Origin of the sequence: Microbacter sp. GSS18 (genome assembly GCA_029319145.1) — a bacterium.
Classification (GTDB): domain Bacteria; phylum Actinomycetota; class Actinomycetes; order Actinomycetales; family Microbacteriaceae; genus Microbacterium.
The window spans coordinates 3,036,219-3,053,111 of the sequence record CP119753.1; the positions used below are offsets into that span (position 1 = coordinate 3,036,219).

13 protein-coding genes are annotated in these 16,893 nt (G+C 69.7%); 2 read left to right on the top strand and 11 right to left on the bottom strand.

Features of this window, described 5'->3' with window-relative positions; translation table 11 throughout:
• Positions 1 to 76: 76 nt before the first annotated feature.
• The 3 genes from P0L94_14020 to P0L94_14030 form a co-directional block, all read right to left on the bottom strand.
• Positions 77 to 571, bottom strand: a complete 495-nt coding sequence (locus P0L94_14020) for a single-stranded DNA-binding protein (GenBank protein ID WES63576.1) — start codon at positions 569 to 571, stop codon at positions 77 to 79.
• A gap of 4 nt (positions 572 to 575) precedes the next feature.
• Positions 576 to 950 carry a 30S ribosomal protein S6 gene (gene rpsF / locus P0L94_14025; GenBank protein ID WES63577.1) on the bottom strand — a complete coding sequence of 125 codons (375 nt, stop codon included), beginning with the start codon at positions 948 to 950 and terminating at the stop codon, positions 576 to 578.
• Between the two features lie 157 nt (positions 951 to 1,107).
• Complete coding sequence (locus P0L94_14030) at positions 1,108 to 2,301, bottom strand: acyl-CoA dehydrogenase family protein (GenBank protein ID WES63578.1); 1,194 nt, start codon at positions 2,299 to 2,301, stop codon at positions 1,108 to 1,110.
• Positions 2,302 to 2,479: 178 nt separating this feature from the next.
• Between P0L94_14030 and P0L94_14035 the strand changes: the two genes are divergently transcribed.
• Both P0L94_14035 and P0L94_14040 read left to right on the top strand, forming a co-directional pair.
• Positions 2,480 to 4,177 (top strand): FAD-binding protein, encoded by a 1,698-nt coding sequence (locus tag P0L94_14035; GenBank protein WES63579.1) that lies wholly within the window; start codon positions 2,480 to 2,482, stop codon positions 4,175 to 4,177.
• Between the two features lie 74 nt (positions 4,178 to 4,251).
• On the top strand, positions 4,252 to 5,460 hold the full coding sequence (locus P0L94_14040; protein WES63580.1) for a hypothetical protein: 1,209 nt from the start codon (positions 4,252 to 4,254) through the stop codon (positions 5,458 to 5,460).
• Positions 5,461 to 5,486: 26 nt separating this feature from the next.
• Here the strand turns inward: P0L94_14040 and P0L94_14045 are convergent, their stop codons facing one another.
• From P0L94_14045 to malQ, 8 genes are all read right to left on the bottom strand, one after another.
• Positions 5,487 to 7,157, bottom strand: a complete 1,671-nt coding sequence (locus P0L94_14045) for an ABC transporter ATP-binding protein (protein WES63581.1) — start codon at positions 7,155 to 7,157, stop codon at positions 5,487 to 5,489.
• A complete protein-coding gene (locus tag P0L94_14050) occupies positions 7,157 to 8,149 on the bottom strand; it encodes an ABC transporter permease (GenBank protein ID WES63582.1) in 993 nt (330 codons plus the stop codon). Before P0L94_14050 ends, P0L94_14045 begins: the two co-directional genes overlap by 1 nt.
• Position 8,150: 1 nt before the next feature.
• A complete protein-coding gene (locus tag P0L94_14055; protein ID WES63583.1) occupies positions 8,151 to 9,239 on the bottom strand; it encodes an ABC transporter permease in 1,089 nt (362 codons plus the stop codon).
• Between the two features lie 88 nt (positions 9,240 to 9,327).
• A complete protein-coding gene (locus P0L94_14060; GenBank protein WES63584.1) occupies positions 9,328 to 10,959 on the bottom strand; it encodes an ABC transporter substrate-binding protein in 1,632 nt (543 codons plus the stop codon).
• 265 nt (positions 10,960 to 11,224) lie between these two features.
• The gene (locus P0L94_14065; GenBank protein ID WES63585.1) at positions 11,225 to 12,313 is read right to left on the bottom strand and encodes a mechanosensitive ion channel family protein; all 1,089 of its coding nucleotides are present in this window, start codon (positions 12,311 to 12,313) and stop codon (positions 11,225 to 11,227) included.
• Between the two features lie 175 nt (positions 12,314 to 12,488).
• The gene (locus P0L94_14070; protein WES63586.1) at positions 12,489 to 12,878 is read right to left on the bottom strand and encodes a DUF779 domain-containing protein; all 390 of its coding nucleotides are present in this window, start codon (positions 12,876 to 12,878) and stop codon (positions 12,489 to 12,491) included.
• A 144-nt stretch (positions 12,879 to 13,022) separates the two neighbouring features.
• A complete protein-coding gene (locus P0L94_14075) occupies positions 13,023 to 14,570 on the bottom strand; it encodes an aldehyde dehydrogenase (GenBank protein WES63587.1) in 1,548 nt (515 codons plus the stop codon).
• A 94-nt stretch (positions 14,571 to 14,664) separates the two neighbouring features.
• Entirely contained in the window at positions 14,665 to 16,848 is a 2,184-nt protein-coding gene (malQ, locus tag P0L94_14080) for a 4-alpha-glucanotransferase (protein WES63588.1), read from the bottom strand.
• Between the last annotated feature and the right edge of the window lie 45 nt (positions 16,849 to 16,893).

Below are 16,893 nucleotides of genomic sequence, written 5' to 3' on the forward strand. Positions count from 1 at the left end.
GGTGAATGCTTCGTCTCGCTGCGCTCGCTCAACGGACCGAGCGGATGAAGCATCCGGAGTTTGTGTGTGAGATCTCTTAGAACGGAGTGTCGTCGCCGTAGGAGCCCGGAGTGCTCCAGGCGTCTGCGCCGCTGTTCGACGAACCGGGGGTCGACCACGGCTCGTCGGCGACCTGCGCCTGCTGGCGCGGGGCACCGCCGCCGCCACCGGCGGCACGGGTGACCTGCGCGGTCGCGTAGCGCAGCGACGGGCCGATCTCGTCGACCTCGAGCTCGATCGAAACGCGGTTGTTGCCCTCGCGGTCCTGGTAGGAGCGCTGCTTCAGGCGACCCTGAGCGACGACGCGCATGCCCTTGGTGAGGGAGCCTGCGACGTGCTCGGCGAAGTCGCGCCAGCAGCTCGCGCGGAGGAACAGCGCCTCGCCGTCCTTCCACTCGTTCGCCTGGCGGTCGAACGTGCGGGGGGTCGACGCGATGGTGAAGTTCGCGACGGGCAGACCGTTCTGCGTGTAGCGCAGCTCGGGATCAGCCGTGAGGTTTCCCACGACGGTGATGATCGTCTCGCCGGCCATCGACTCAGGCCTTCGCAGCCTTGGCGGTCTTGCGGGCAGCCTTCTCCTCGGCGCGCTTGGCCTCGGCGGCGACCTGGGCGATGGCCTCCTCGGCGCGCAGCACCTTGGTGCGCATGATCTGCTCGCTCAGCTTCAGCTGGCGGTCGAGCTCCTGCGTGGCGTCGGCGGTCGCGGTGAAGTTGACGACGGCGTAGATGCCCTCGGTCTTCTTCTGGATCTCGTAGGCGAGACGGCGGCGGCCCCAGATGTCGACCTTGTCGATCGAGCCACCGTCGTTCGTGATGACTGCGAGGAACTTGTCGAGGTTGGCGCCGACCTGGCGCTCGTCGATCTCAGGGTTCAGGATGACCATGAGTTCGTACTCGTGCGTGTGCGTCACTAACCCACCTCCTTCGGACTAGAACGGCTCGCGGGCATTTCCCGTGAGCAGGAGGGTGTGTTGCACGTCGTCCGGCAGGCGCACGGGCGTGCGCATGCGCAGACAACCCTCCTATGGTACCGGATGCCGTAGCGCACCGCACATCGGGGCCACCGGGTCAGGCGAAGGCGGGGATGCCGGTCAGGTGTCGGCCGAGGACGAGGGTGTGCACCTCGTCGGTGCCCTCGTACGTGCGCACCGACTCGAGGTTCGCCGCGTGGCGGATCGGTGGGTTCTCCAGCAGCACGCCGTCGCCGCCGAGGATCGTGCGGGCCTCACGCGCGATCTGGATCGCCGCGCGCACGTTCGCGAGCTTGCCCAGCGAGATCTGCTCGGGCGTGAGTGCGCCCACCTCCTTGCGCCGCCCGAGGTGCAGCGCGAGCAGCGCGCCCTTCTGCAGCTCGACGACCATGTCGGCGAGCTTGCGCTGGGTCAGCTGGAACCCTGCGATCGGCCGGCCGAACTGCTCTCGGCGCAGCGCATGCCGCAGCGCGGCCTCGTAGCTGTCGCGGGCGGCACCGAGCGCGCCCCACGCGATGCCGTACCTCGCCTCGTTGAGCGCCGAGAAGGGCCCGCGCAGCCCCCGCGCGCCGGGCAGCACGGCGTCCGCCGGCAGCCGCACACCTTCGAAGGTCAGCTCGGTCTGGATCGATGCCCGCATCGACCCCTTCGGCTCGAGCACGCGCGCGGCGAACCCGTCGGCATCCGTCGGCACGATGAACCCGCGAACGCCCTCATCGGTCTGCGCCCACACGATCGCGATGTGCGCGATCGTCCCCATGCCGATCCAGCGCTTGGACCCGCTGAGCACCCAGTCGGCACCCTCGCGCCGGGCGCGGGTCGTCATGCTCGCCGGGTCCGAGCCCGACCCCGGCTCGGTCAGCCCGAAGCATCCGATCACCTCGCCGCGCGCCATCGGAGGCAGCCACCGCGCCTTCTGCGACTCGGATCCCCAGCGGTGGATCGAGCTCATCGCGAGCGACCCCTGCACCGAGACGAACGTGCGCACGCCCGAGTCGCCGGCCTCGAGTTCGAGGGCGGCGAGACCGTACTCCACCGCGCCGCGACCGGGACATCCGTAGCCGTCCAGACTCATTCCGAGGACACCGAGTTCGCCCAGCTTCGGCGCCAGCTCGGCCGGGAAGACGGCGCGATCGAACCAGTCGGCGATGTGCGGCCGGATCTCGGCGTCCACGAACCCGCGGACGCGATCGCGCACCGCCCGCTCGTCGTCCGTCAGCAGCGCGTCGATGTCCAGGACGTCCGATGCCGTGCGCAGCATCGCGATGTCGTCGGGATCCCTGGGCTCCACTGCCGCCTCCTCGCCGCCGCGCCACCGTGGCGCGTGCTCCTCCAGTGTGGGCGACCGGCCGGCGGGACGCATCCACGATGAGGCCACGGGGGGACTTTCGCCCTTCGCCAGGGCGCGTCTATCGTGAAGCATGTGAACCGGACCATGATGTCCGGTAGTCCTGCCCGAGGAGATGATCGTGACCACGTTCGACCACACATACGACGTCGTCGTCGTCGGCTCGGGAGCCGGCGCCTTCGCCACCGCGCTCGGCGCTGCAGACGCCGGGCTGTCGGTGCTCATGCTCGAGTCCACCGAGAAGTGGGGTGGGAACTCCGCCATGTCGGGCGGCGGCATGTGGCTGCCGAACAACCCGCTCATGCAGCGCGCCGGTGCGGGCGATTCGCGCGAGGAGGCGTTGACCTATCTCGAGGCCACCGTCGGCGAAACCGGACGCAGCACCTCCCGCGCACGCAAGGAGGCGTTCGTCGACGGCGTGGCGGACCTCGTGCTGACCAGCGAGAAGCACGGCATCCGCTTCTCGCGCGCCACCGACTACCCCGACTACTACCCGGAGCTCCCCGGCGGCAAGATCGGCCGCGCGATCGAGCCGACCCCGTATGACCGCCGGAAGATCGGCGACTGGTGGGGCTCGAGCACCGCACTGATACCGTTCCCGGCCAAGACCGACGACTTCTGGCTCCTCGGCCGCGCCTGGTCGACGTCGAGCGGGTTCGCGCGCGGTGTGCAGCTGGCCGGCCGCACCGCCCTGGGCCTGGCGCGCGGAAAGCTGCTGGTGGGGATGGGCGCGGCCCTGGGCACCGCGTACCTCGACGCCGTCGTCCAGCGCCTGGGGGTGCCGCTGTGGCTCGAGTCCCCCGTCGAGGACCTCATCATCGAGGACGGCCGCGTCGTCGGCATCCGCGCGACGCACGAGGGCCGGCCGGTCGCGATCGGCGCGACCCATGGCGTCATGCTGGCGGCGGGCGGCTTCGACCGCAACGTCGAGTGGCGGCAGAAGTACCAGGGCGTCGACGGCTCGCCGTCCGGGTGCGCGGGCGCCCTCGGTCATCCGATCGCGATGGCCGAGGCGGCCGGCGCGGCTCTCGAGCTCATGGACGACGCGTGGTGGGGCGCCTCGACGATGGCGCCCGCCGGCGGGGAGCCGACGTTCCTGGTGTCGGAGCGGTCGCTGCCGTTCTCGATCATCGTCGACGCGCAGGGCGACCGGTTCGCGAACGAGTCGGAGTCCTACGTCGACATCGGCCACCGCATGCTCGAGCACGACCGCGACGGTGCCTACTGGCTCGTCGCCGACGCGCGGCACGCACGGCGGTACCTGCGCGCGTGGGCCATGGATCCGCGGGCGAACAAGGCGCTCGCCGACCAGGGCATCACGCGGCAGGCTCGATCGATCGAAGAGCTCGCGACCGCGATCGGCGTCGCCCCGCAGCGCCTGCGGTCGACGGTCGAACGCTTCAACGGCTTCGCGCGAGCGGGCGTCGACGGCGACTTCGGGCGCGGCAAGTCCGCGTATGACCGCTACTACGGCGACCCCACCGTGCGGCCGAACCCGTGCCTCGGCCCTCTCGAGAAGGGCCCGTTCAACGCCGTGCGGCTGGTGGTCGGCGACCTCGGCACCAAGGGCGGCGTGGTGACGGATGCCGACGGGCGCGCCCTGCGCGCGGACGGCTCGGTCATCGAGGGGCTCTACGCGACCGGCAACAACTCGGCATCCGTGATGGGTCGCACCTACCCCGGGCCGGGGTCGACGATCGGCCCCGCGATGGTGTTCGGGATGCGGGCTGCGCGCGCCATGGCCGGCGTGCGCAGCAGCGCGGCGGCCGACACGAGCACGGTCGCGCCCGGGGACGCGCCGGTCACCGCAACGCGCTGACACTCTCCGGCGGCCGGACGGGACGTCCGTCGCGAACCCGCTGCGCAGACGGCGTCCGCCGATAGGTTGGCCGCATGGCTGCCGCGCCCTTCGACGCACGCCCGCTGATCGAACCGGTCGATCGGACTGCGGTGCGTGCCCACGCGCGGGCGATGCGGGCCTCGGGACGCGTCCCGTCGAGCACGAACATCGTCGTGGCCGTCGTGTTCGCGGTCATGGCCGTCGTCTTCGTCGGCATGTTCGGGTTCATCCTGGTCGGCGCGATCGGGGCGATGATCGTCGCCCTCGGAGAGGGCGAGCTGGCCTTCGTCCCGTTCGTCGCGTTCGTGCCGATCCTGTTCATCATGGGCGTGTTCGCCGCCGTCGGCATCTTCGTGTTCCGCCGCATGCGGGGCGCAGGCGAGAAGCGGTACCGGCTGGACCGCTTCGCGCGCGCCAACGGCATGTCTTACGTGCCCGTGCTGAAGACGCCGCCGCTGCCCGGGATGATCTTCGGGCAGGGTCACTCGCGTCAGTCGCTGGATCTGGTGCGCGGCGACCGTCCGCGCTTCGTCGAGTTCGCCAACTACCGGTACACGACCGGCTCGGGGAAGAACAGCACGACCCACACGTGGGGGTACGTCGCCGTCAAGCTCGACGTGCCCCTGCCGCACATCGTGCTCGACGCCACGAGCAACAACACCCTGTTCGGCTCGAATCTGCCGTCGACCTTCGACCGCGGCCAGCGGCTGAGTCTCGAGGGCGACTTCGACCGCTACTTCGCGCTGTACTGCCCGCGCGGCTACGAGCGCGACGCGCTCTACCTGTTCACGCCCGACATCATGGCGCGCTTCATCGACAACGCCGCCGCCCTCGACGTCGAAATCGTGGACGACTGGCTGTTCCTCTACGCCAAGCGCGACTTCTCGACGCTCGACCCGGCGATGTGGGCCTGGCTGTTCTCGGTCGTCGGCGCGCTGCTGGACAAGCTCGAGCAGTGGGCGCGGTGGCGCGACGAACGGCTGAGGGCGGATGCCGCCGCAGCGGCGCGGGCGGCATCCGCTCCCCTTCCCCCCGCCGGGCGGATGCCGGCTCCGGGGGGACACCAGGCGGTGCCTTTCCAGCCGCCGCCCACCGCCTTGCGGCCGCCGCCCGGGGTCGCCGCGCCCGGAAGGCGGCTGCGCCGCGGCGTGCCGTGGGCGGTCGTGATCATCATCGGCGTGGTCGTCGGCTTCTGGATCTTCGCCCAGTTCGGCGGGTTCGCCCTGCTGTTCGGTGGGCTCCTCGGCGGATTCGCGCCCTGAGCGCGGCGGGTGCCGTTCGGGCGGCGTCAGGCGTCGCGGGTCTCGCGCCACTGCTCGCGCCGTATGGCCTGCTCGGCGGGGTCGGGCACCGGCAGCGACGCGATCAGCCTCCGCGTGTAGTCGTCATGCGGGTCGCCGAGCACCTTCGCCGTCGGGCCCTCCTCGGCGATCGCGCCGTGGTGGAGTACCACGACACGGTGGGCGAGCATGTCGACGACGGCGAGATCGTGCGTGATGAACAGCGTCGCGAACCCGAACCGCTCCTGCAGATCGCGGAAGAGGTCCAGTACCCGCGCCTGCACCGAGACATCGAGGGCGCTCGTCGGTTCGTCGGCGATGAGGAGCTTCGGGTCGAGGGCCAACGCGCGCGCCAGCGACGCCCGCTGCCGCTGACCGCCCGACAGCTCGTGCGGGAACCGATCGCCGAAGTCCTTCGGCAGCTGCACCGCCTCGAGCAGCTCGTCGACCTTGCCGCGCGCAGAGGCGGCATCCCGCGCCCCGGCGTGCACGATCAACGGCTCCGCGACGTTCTGCGCGATCGTCAGCAGCGGGTTGAAGCTCGTCGCCGGATCCTGGAAGACGAAGCCGAGCTCCTTGCGCTTCGCGCGGAACGCGCGCTCCTTCACGCCGAGCATCTCGGTGCCGAGGACCCGCAGCGAGCCGCCCGAGACCGGGGTGAGCCCTGCGATCGCCCGGCCGATGGTGGTCTTGCCCGAACCGCTCTCTCCCACGAGCCCCAGGACCTCACCCGGCGCGATCGAGAAGTCGATCCCCTGAACGGCGCGGAAACCGGCCCGGCCGAAGCGCCCGGCATACTCGATGACCAGACCCGTGGCCTCGACGACGGGAGCGACGGATGCCTTGGACTCGGCCATCCGTCGATCGGCGATCTCGAGTCTCGGCACCGCCGCCAGCAGCCGCTGCGTGTATTCGTGCTTCGGCTGGGCGAACAGCTCGACCGCCGGAGCGGTCTCGACGATCTCGCCGTTGAGCATCACCGCCACGCGGTCGGCCAGATCGGCGACCACGCCCATGTTGTGGGTGATCAGCACGATCGCCGTGCCGTCCTCGTCGCGCAGCCGCCGCAGCAGATCCAGGATCTCGGCCTGGACGGTGACGTCGAGCGCCGTCGTCGGCTCGTCCGCGATGATCACACCCGGGTTCAGCGCAAGCGCCATCGCGATGACGATGCGCTGCTTCTGCCCGCCCGAGAACTGGTGCGGGTAGTCGTCGACGCGGTGCTCGGGGTCGGGGATGCCGACGCGTCCGAGCATCTCGACCGCTCGCTCCTTCGCCTCGGCGGCGGTGTACTTGCCGTGGGCGCGCAGGCCCTCGATGAGCTGCCAGCCCACGGTGTAGACGGGGTTGAGCGCCGTCGAGGGCTCCTGGAAGATCATCGCCGCCTTCGAGCCGCGCACCTGACGCAGTCCTCGCGGATCCAGACCGATCACATCCGTGCCGTCCAGGACGACAGCGCCGCTCGTGGTCGCCGTCTCGGGCAGCAGCCCGATGATCGAGCGGGCCGTGACCGACTTGCCACTGCCGGACTCACCGACGATCGCGAGCACTTCGCCCTGCCGGACGTCCAGGGTCACACCGCGCACCGCGCGCACGCCTCCGGCATCCGTCGCGAAGGTGACCTCGAGGTCACGGATGTCGACGGCGATGTCGCCGGAGTTCACAGCCGACGTCGTCATCACGGCACCTCCCCGAGCTCTTCCTGCGTCGTTGTCTCGGATCCCGAGACCGCGTCGGCCGGCGTGCCGCCCGCCGCGCGCCGACGCGCGCGCAGACGCGGGTCGGCGAGATCGTTGAGGCTCTCGCCGATGAGCGTGATGCCGAGGATCGCGAGGACGATCGCGGTGCCCGGGGGGATCGCCGTCCACCAGATGCCCGCCGCGACGTCGCTGATCGAGCGGTTGAGGTCGTAGCCCCATTCGGCGGCCGCCGTCGGCTCGATGCCGAAGCCCAGGAAGCCCAGGGCCGCCAGAGTCGCGATCGCCTCCGAGGCGTTCAGCGTCACGATGAGCGGCAGCGTGCGGGTGGAGTTGCGCAGCACGTGGACGAACATGATGCGCGGGGTCGAAGCGCCGATGACCTTGGCGGACTCCACGAACGCCTCAGCCTTCACGCGCACCACCTCGGCGCGCACGACACGGAAGTACTGCGGAATGAAGACCACTGTGATCGACACCGCGGCGGCCATGATCCCCGGCCACAGGCCGGACTGCCCGCCCGAGATCGCGATGGCCGCCACGATCGCCAGCAGCAGCGTCGGGAACGCGTAGATGGCATCGGCGACGACGACGAGCACACGGTCGACCCAGCCACCGAGGTACCCCGAGAGCAGGCCGAGCAGGATGCCGAGGAAGACGGACAGCACGAGGGCGACGACGATCACCATGAGCGCCGTCTGGGCACCCCAGATGACGCGGGACAGCACGTCGTACCCGCCGACCGTCGTGCCGAGCCAGTGCTCGGCGCTCGGCGGCTGCTGCGCGCCGAAGTTGCCGTCGGGTCCGCTCAGCTGGTCGTAGCTGTACGGCGCGAGCCACGGAGCGAAGACCGCGAAGAAGAGGAAGATCGCCGTGAGGACGAGACCGGCGACGAGCATCCCGCGCTGCAGACCGACGCTCTGGCGCAACTGGTGGACGACCGGCAGGCGGTCGACGATGCGGCGCTTCGCCATGTCAGAACCTCACCCTCGGGTCGATGAACGCCGCGATGATGTCGACGGCGAAGTTCGTGACCGCGACGATGATCGCGATGATCGCGACGATGCCCTGCACCGCGACGAAGTCTCGGGCCGAGAGGTACGCCGCGAGCTGGAAGCCCAGGCCCTTCCACTCGAACGTGGTCTCGGTCAGCACGGCGCCGCCGAGCATGAGTGCGATCTGCAGACCGATCACCGTGATGATCGGGATGAGCGCCGGACGGTAGGCGTGCTTGCGCACGAGCCGGAACTCGCTCACCCCGCGCGACCGCGCCGCGTCCACGTACGGCATGTTGTACGTGCCGATGACGTTGGTGCGCACCAGACGGAGGAAGATGCCGGCTGTCAGCAGGCCCAGGGTCATCGCGGGCAGCACCGCGTGCGCCAGGACATCCCACACGTACGCGGGGTTGCCCGACGCGATGGCGTCGATGAGGTACAGGCCCGTCCCGCCGTCGCGGGTCAGCGCGATCTCGGTGCGCACGCTCGCGCGGCCGCTCACCGGGAACCAGCCGAGCCAGACCGAGAAGACGAGCTTGGCGACCAGGCCAGAGAAGAAGACCGGCGTGGCGTAGAAGAGGATCGCCGAGACTCTCAGCACCGCGTCCGGCCACCGGTCGCGCATCGCCGCGGCGACCATGCCGAGCGGGATGCCGAGGATGAAGGCGACGATAAGCGAGTAGAAGACGAGTTCGAGGGTGGCGCCGCCGTACGTGAGCAGCACCTGGCTCACGGGCTGATTGTCGGTGATCGTCGTGCCGAAGTCGAACACCAGGATCTGCGCGAGGTACTCGAAGTACTGCACGATGATCGGCCGGTCGTAGCCGGCCTCGCTGATGCGCTCGGCGAGCTGGTCGGGAGGCAGCCGACCGCCGAGCGCCGCCGTGATGGGGTCGCCCGTCAGACGGATGAGGAAGAAGACGAGCGTGACCAGGATCAGCACCGTCGGGATCATCAGCAGGAACCGCACCAGGATGTAGCGGCCGAATGTGCCGCGCGATCTTGTCTTGGTGGGGTCGAGCGCCGGAGGCGATTGCATCGACGCCGGAGCGACGTCACTGGTCATGGGGGGAGCCTAACTGTGCACCGGGCGCGCCGGGAGTGGGGCGGCGGGGCGGTCCGGATGAATGCGGACCGCCCCGCCGCCGTCGGCGTTACTTGGTGATCGGCGCGTAGCGCAGCTTGAACGACGCGTCGAGGATGACCCCGTCGACGTCGGTGCCCGCGACCGCCACCTGGGCGCCCTGCAGGTAGGGCACCGTGGACAGCAGCTCGGCGACGCGGTCCTGGATCGCCTCGATCTGCTGGATGCGGGTGTCCGGGTCCGTCTCGACCGCCTGCGCGAGGATGAGCTCCTCGGTCTCAGCGTCGCTGAAGTGGTTCCCGATGAAGTTGTTCGTCAGGAAGAACGGCGTGAGGTAGTTGTCGGCGTCGGAGTAGTCCGGGAACCAGCCGAGCTGGTACGCGGGGTAGACGTCGGCGGTGCGGTCCTTGGAGTACTGCACCCACTCGGTCGACTGCAGGTCGACCTCGAACAGACCGTCGGCCTCGAGCTGCGACTTGATCAGCGCGTACTCGTCACCCGACGACGGGCCGTAGTGGTCGGGGCTGTACTGCAGGCTCAGCTGAACCGGCGTCTCGACACCGGCGTCCGCGAGCCGCGCTGCGGCCGCCTCGGCATCCGGTCCGCCGTCTCCGTCTCCGTAGAGACCCCTCAGCGACTCGGTCGCGCCGGCGAAGCCCTCGGGGACGTACGAGTACAGCGGGGTGTAGGTGCCCTTGTAGACCTGCTCCGACAGAGCGTCGCGGTCGATGAGGTCGGCGACGGCCTGGCGGACCGCGAGCGCCTTGGCCTCGTCGGCCTCTGCCGTAGTCGCTCCGTACGGCTGCGTGTTGAAGTTGAACACGATGTAGCGGATCTCGCCGCCGGGGCCGTCGATGACCTGGACGGCGTCGTTCGTGCTCAGGTCCTCGACGTCGGTGGCCGACAGCGAGCGGTACGCCACATCGATGTCACCCTGCTGGACGGCCAGCTTCAGGTTCGACGACTCGGCGAAGTAGCTGAGGATGACGCCGCTGTTGACCGGCGCGTCGAGCAGGCCCACGTAGTCCTCGTTGGGCGTGAACTCGACGGTCTTGTTGAAGTCCCACGACGTGATCGTGTACGGACCGCCGAAGGCGTTCGCGTCGACGATCTCCTGGTCGGGCGTGATCGCGTCGGCCGCGAAGACCTCCTCGTCGACGATGGCGCCGGGGAAGCTGGTCAGGATGAAGGGGAACACCTGGTCGTTCGCCGACTTGAGGTGGAACACCACCGTGGTGTCGTCGGGCGCCTCGACGCTGTCGAGGTTGTAGAGCAGGCTCGACGCGCCATTGGGGTCGGCGATGGCGAGGTTGCGGTCGAACGAGAACTTCACGTCCGACGAGGTCAGGTCGTTGCCGTTGGCCCACTTCAGGCCCGCCGGCAGCGTGACGGTGTACTCGGTCTCCGATGTGAACTCCGCGGTCTCGGCCAGGTCGGGCACGACCTCGGTCGAGTTGTAGTCGGTGTTCACGAGGTACGGGAAGACCTGGGTCTGGACGGCGAGCGAGCCGTTGTCGTAAGATCCCGCGGGATCGAGGGTCGTGACCTTGTCGGTGGTGCCCACGATGATCGGCTCGCCCGAAGACGTGCCGCCGTCATCTGTGCTGCCGCCGCCGGAGCAGCCGGCGAGCAGGAGTGCCGAAGCGCCGAGCGCTGCGACGGCGAGGCCCGCACGGCCGCGCGCGCTGTGATGAAGTGACATGTTCCACCTCTGCTGTGAAGGAGTCGGTCGCGTCGGTGGGCGCGACCCTCGGCAATCTTGCGCCCGCTCCACGCAGATCGGCAATCCGGTGAACGAACCGTAACCAGACTGAAACGTGGTCCCAGCCACGGTCGGACTCGGGCTCATGTGCGCGGGCACGCCGAACGGCCGACCCCCCACAGGTCGTCGATGCGCGCCACGGTACTCTCCTCGCGAGCGGCGCAGAAGAGGGCAGGCCGGCGACCATGTCGGGCCTCGGTTCAGATCAGCCCGCCGGCGGAGACTCCGGCTCGGTCGTGATCGCGCCCGCGGCCAGGATGCGTCGGGCGGGAAGGCCGTCGGGCGCTTCGCGGCGCACCCACGCGGCGAGCTTCTCGCGCACGAGCACGCGCAGATCCCACAGTGCGCCGGAGTCGGCCGCGCTGACGGTGACGCGCACCTGCAGCACACCGCCGACGGCATCCGTCACGGCGATCCCCTTGGTCTTGCCGTCCCACAGGTCGGTGCCCTCGAGGATGCGGTCGAGCTCGTCGCGCATCTCGTCGACGTCGATGCGCCAGTCGAGGTCGAAGTAGACGGTGCCCAGCAGCTCACGGCCGAGCTTGGTCCAGTTCTCGAAGGGCGTGCTGGTGAAGTAGGTGCACGGCAGCACGAGTGTGCGCTGATCCCACACCTGCATCACGACGTAGCTGAGGGTGATCTCGTTGATGCGGCCCCACTCCCCCTCGACGACCACGACGTCGCCGACGCGGATCGCCTCGTTGAAGGCGAGCTGCACGCCGGCGAAGAGGTTGCCGAGCACCGACTGGGCCGCGAGACCGGCGACGATCGACGCCACGCCCGCGGACGCCAGGACACTCGCCCCGAGAGCACGCACGCCGTCGAAGGTCATGAGGATCGCACCGACCGCGAAGATGACCAGCGTCGCGATGACCAGGCGCCGCACGATCTGCATCTGCGTCTGGATCTTGCGCGCCGACGCCGTGTCCTTCTCCATGATGTTGTAGCGGCGCGCCCCCGAGTCCAGGAAGAACAGGAACAGCTGCGCCGCCAGCCACGACACCGAGATGATGAGCAGGATCACGAAGAAGTGGACGATCCCGGTCATCCAGTCCTCGCCGATCGGGGCGACGACCGTCGAGATGATGAGGGCGATCAGCAGCAGGGTGACGCGGAACGGCCACTTCGTGCGGTCGCTCAGCGCCTTCGGCCAGCTGTGCCGGCGGCCGATGACCGCGAGCACTACGGCGGCGATGATCGAGACGACGATCACGACGCCGATCAGGATCCCCAGCACGATCCCCCACGCGCTCCACTGCTCCCAGGGGTCGGCACTGGCCAGCAAGTCGTCCACGGCACTCCTTCTATCGGCGTGGACTCACGCTAGGCAGAGCGGCGGGCGCGGTGCAAACCGGCGCGCCCCGGGCGGTTGAGCCGTCACGGCGCAATCGCACCCGAATCCCCGGCAAGCCGGTGCGGAATCACCTTGGTCCGGTGCTATCGCGCCGTGACGGCCTCATCGCCGGCAGTCACGCGGGCTCCTTCAGGCCGAAATGCTGCAGCTCGGCGTCGTCCAGCATGCGGGAGCGGATGAGGAACCGCATGCCCGTCGGACCCTCCACGCTGAAGCCGGCGCCACGGCCGGGGACGACGTCGATCGTGAGGTGCGTGTACTTCCAGTACTCGAACTGCGACTCCGACATGTACACCTCGATCGGGTCGTCGAGGCCGACCTCGATCGTGCCGAGCAGCACGTCGCTCGGGCCGGTCATGAACATCCCGATCGGGTAGCACATGGGGGCGCTGCCGTCGCAGCATCCGCCGGACTGGTGGAACATCAGCTTGCCGTGCTGGGCGGTCAGCTGCCGCAGCAGGGCTGCGGCGTCGTCCGTCACGGCGACGCGCGTGAGGGTGGGCATGGGATCACCTTTCCGAGAGGGGTGTGCCGCAACGCAGGAAGAAGGAGGTCCCGGGCCGGATCCCCCGATCAACGGCGCGGATCTCCTGCGCTGCGGCACGCGGCGGGCGCCCGCGCTGGGGACTTCGGGCACCCGCCGTGCTTTCTAGAAGAAGCCCATGGAGCCTTCGGCGTACGACACCAGCAGGTTCTTGGTCTGCTGGTAGTGGTCGAGCATCTTCAGGTGGTTCTCGCGGCCGATGCCGGACTGCTTGTACCCGCCGAACGCCGCGTGCGCGGGGTACTGGTGGTACGTGTTCGTCCAGACGCGGCCGGCCTCGATTGCGCGGCCGGCGCGGTAGGCGGTGTCGCCCGAGCGGCTCCAGACACCGGCGCCGAGGCCGTACAGCGTGTCGTTGGCGATGTCGATCGCGTCATCGAAGTCGTCGAAGCTCGTGACCGAGACCACGGGCCCGAAGATCTCCTCCTGGAAGATCCGCATGTCGTTCGTGCCCTCGAACACCGTCGGGGCGACGTAGTACCCGCCCGACAGCTCGCCGCCGAGGTCGACGCGCTCACCGCCGGCGAGCAGCTTCGCACCGCCGTCCTTGCCGATCTGGATGTAAGACAGGATCTTCTCGAGCTGGTCGTTCGAGGCCTGCGCCCCGATCATCGTCTCGGGGTCGAGCGGGTTGCCCTGCTTGATCTTCGCGACGCGGTCGAGGCCGTCGCCGAGGAACTGGTCGTAGACCGACCGCTGGATGAGCGCGCGCGACGGGCACGTGCACACCTCGCCCTGGTTGAGGGCGAAGAACGTGAAGCCCTCGAGTGCCTTGTCGTAGTAGTCGTCGTTCGCACGGCAGACGTCCTCGAAGAACACGTTCGCGGACTTGCCCCCGAGCTCGAGGGTGACGGGGATGAGGTTCTGCGACGCGTACTGCATGATGAGGCGGCCCGTCGTGGTCTCACCCGTGAAGGCGACCTTGCGGATGCGCTTGTGCTGCGCGAGCGGCGCACCGGCCTCGATGCCGAAGCCGTTGACGACGTTGACGACGCCCGCGGGGATGAGGTCCTGGATCAGCTCCATGAGGAACAGGATCGACGCGGGGGTCTGCTCGGCGGGCTTGAGCACGACGCAGTTTCCGGCGGCGAGCGCGGGGGCGAGCTTCCACGTCGCCATGAGGATCGGGAAGTTCCACGGGATGATCTGGCCGACCACACCCAGCGGCTCGTGGAAGTGGTACGCGATCGTGTCGCCGTCGATCTCGCTGAGCGAGCCCTCCTGAGCCCGCAGGACGCCGGCGAAGTAGCGGAAGTGGTCGATCGCGAGCGGGATGTCGGCGGCGAGGGTCTCGCGGACCGGCTTGCCGTTCTCCCACGTCTCGGCGACGGCGATCTTCTCGAGGTTCTCCTCCATGCGGTCGGCGATCTTGTTGAGCATGATCGCTCGCTCGGCGGCCGTGGTGCGCTTGTAGGACTCGAACGCCTTCCATGCGACCTCGACGGCGCGGTCGATGTCCTCGACGGTGCCGCGGCCGACCTCGACGAACGGCTTGCCGGTGACGGGGGTGATGTTCTCGAAGTACTGGCCCTTGATCGGCTCGACCCACTCGCCGCCGATGAAGTGGCCGTAGCGGGAGCGGTACTGGGCGACGCTGCCGCGCTCGCCCGGGGCGGCGTAGACGCTCGAGACGCCTTCTTCGACGATGGTCATTGCTGTCTCCTTCGACTGCGTCCGCGACGTCGGTCGTCGCGGTTGAGTTGCGTCGAAGCTAGAACGGGCAACGTTGCATCGAGTTGCGAGCGTCTCAGTAGGCGGCGTCCCGCAGCGCCCGGTCCACGGCACGGGTGAGCGCGCGGAAGCGCGGCATGCCCGGGATGTCCTCGAGCAGCACCGCTTCGCCGTCGGAGTCGGCGAGCGGGATCTGCCAGTTCGGGTACTCCTTGTCGGTTCCCGGCTGGTTCTGCACGCGCCGCTCCCCCACCGCGTCGACGAGCGCGACGCCCAGCAGCTCGCTGGGCGCCGCGACGAGGTAGAGGTGCAGCGCCTGGATGATCTCCTCCTCGGAGGCGTCCTCGGCGATGAGCCCCCGCTCGCGCAGCACCGACAGCACGGCCTCCTGCTCGGCGCGCGCTTCGGCGCGGGCTTCTTCGACGGGCTGCTCGAGCAGCCCCAGCCGGGCGCGCAAGTCGACGTGCTCGCCGGCGAGGTAGCCCGCCGTCGGTGGCAGGTCGTGCGTGTTGACCGTCGCCAGCAGCGCCTTCCGGTACTGCTCGGGCGGACGGGGGCGGTCGCCCTCCATCTCGAACCACAGCACCGAGGTGCCGAGGATGTTGCGGTCCGACAGGTACTCGCGCACCCACGGCTCGACGTTGCCGAGATCCTCGCCGATGATGACGGCGCCGGCGCGGTGCGCCTCGAGCGCGAGCACGCCGATCATGGCCTCGTGGTCGTACCGGACGTACGTCCCGGCCGCCGGCCCCAGCCCGTCGGGGATCCACCACAGGCGGAAGAACCCGATGATGTGGTCGATGCGCAGCGCGCCGGCGTGCTTCAGCAGGCCGCGGATCATGTCGCGCAGCGGCGCGTACCCGGCGCGCGCGAGCGCCCCCGGCATCCACGGCGGCTGGCCCCACGTCTGACCCTGCTGGTTGTACATGTCGGGTGGGGCGCCGACGGTGATGCCCTGCGCGTACATGTCGCGCAGCGACCACGCATCCGATCCCTCGGTGTGCACGCCGACCGCGAGGTCGTGCATGACGCCGATGCGCATGCCGGCGCCGCGCGCGGCTGCCTGGGCAGCTTCGGCCTGTTCCTGGGCGATCCACTGCAGCCACGTGTGGAAGGCCACGCGGTCGCCGAGGTCGATGCGCAGCTGCGCGACGAGCGGCGACTCGATGTTCCACGCCTCGTCGGGACGCTCGTCGACGTCGGCGTAGTGCTCCTCGAGGGCGCACCACAGCGCGAAGTCCGCCAGGTGCTCGCCGTGCTCGGCGACGAACGCGTCGAAGGCCGCCTGGCGGGCCGGCGTCCGCGGCGCCGTGAAGACGATCTCGAGGGCGGCGCGCTTGGCCTCCCACGCCGCGTCGCGATCGACGCGCTCGGGGTCCCGGTTGGATGCGGCCATGCCCGCGTGCGCCTCGGCGACGCGCGCCCGGTCGGCGGGAGCGAGATAGGCGACTTCGCGGATGTCCTCGGGACGGATGTAGAGGGGTGCGACGAACCTGCGGGTCGCGGGGAGGTAGGGCGAGGGCTCGATCGGCGGCACGACCTCGGCGGCGTGGATGGGGTTGACCAGCAGGAAGTCGGCGCCGCTGTCGGCGACGACCGCGGCCAGATCGGCCAGATCGGCGAAGTCGCCGAGGCCCCACGACCCGGTCGATCTCACCGAGTAGAGCTGGGCCATGAGGCCCCACGCCCGTCCGCCCTTCCCGGGCCGCGAGGGCGGCGGGGCGAGACGCGTGGGCGTCACGACGAGAGTGCAGGTCGCCGTGCGGTCGGCGCCGTGCGAGCCGTGCGGGATCTGCTGCGCGTACAGCTCGTGCCAGCCCAGCGGCAGTTCACCCGGGATGGGGACGTGCAGGCGCCACACGATGTCGCCGTCGACGACGCGCGCCTGCGGCTGCTGTCCGGGGATCGGGATGTCGCGCCACGAGCCGTCCTCGAGCCGAACCTCCAGCCGGACGTCGTGACCGTCCTGCACGTTCACGACGATCTCGCCGCTCCCCTGGCGGACCACCCGCGAAGGGGGGAGCAGCTCCCACCACGCGGCCTCCTCCATCTGGTCGAGCACGGCCTGCGGGTCGGCCTCGACATCGACGCCCATGGCGGCCAGCACCGCCCGGAGGGTCGCGGCCGGCACCTGGACATGCTGGCCGAAGAACGACCAGTACGACGTCGCGATGCCGTGCGCTTCGGCGAGCGCGCTGAGTGCGGGTGTGGGCATCTCGTCGGTGCCGCTGTGGTCGGTCATGGCGTCCTCCCCCGTCATGCCCGATCCTGCCAGGAATCAGGCCGTCTGGGGAGCATGAGAGAA

Excerpts from the sequence above, each read along its gene's own strand:
- P0L94_14060 (WES63584.1), bottom strand. The coding sequence starts at position 10,959 with ATGTCACTTCATCACAGCGCGCGCGGCCGTGCGGGCCTCGCCGTCGCA.
- P0L94_14070 (WES63586.1), bottom strand. The coding sequence starts at position 12,878 with ATGCCCACCCTCACGCGCGTCGCCGTGACGGACGACGCCGCAGCCCTG.
- P0L94_14040 (WES63580.1), top strand. The coding sequence starts at position 4,252 with ATGGCTGCCGCGCCCTTCGACGCACGCCCGCTGATCGAACCGGTCGAT.
- P0L94_14055 (WES63583.1), bottom strand. The coding sequence starts at position 9,239 with ATGACCAGTGACGTCGCTCCGGCGTCGATGCAATCGCCTCCGGCGCTC.
- P0L94_14020 (WES63576.1), bottom strand. The coding sequence starts at position 571 with ATGGCCGGCGAGACGATCATCACCGTCGTGGGAAACCTCACGGCTGAT.
- P0L94_14045 (WES63581.1), bottom strand. The coding sequence starts at position 7,157 with ATGACGACGTCGGCTGTGAACTCCGGCGACATCGCCGTCGACATCCGT.
- P0L94_14075 (WES63587.1), bottom strand. The coding sequence starts at position 14,570 with ATGACCATCGTCGAAGAAGGCGTCTCGAGCGTCTACGCCGCCCCGGGC.
- P0L94_14050 (WES63582.1), bottom strand. The coding sequence starts at position 8,149 with ATGGCGAAGCGCCGCATCGTCGACCGCCTGCCGGTCGTCCACCAGTTG.
- malQ (WES63588.1), bottom strand. The coding sequence starts at position 16,848 with ATGACGGGGGAGGACGCCATGACCGACCACAGCGGCACCGACGAGATG.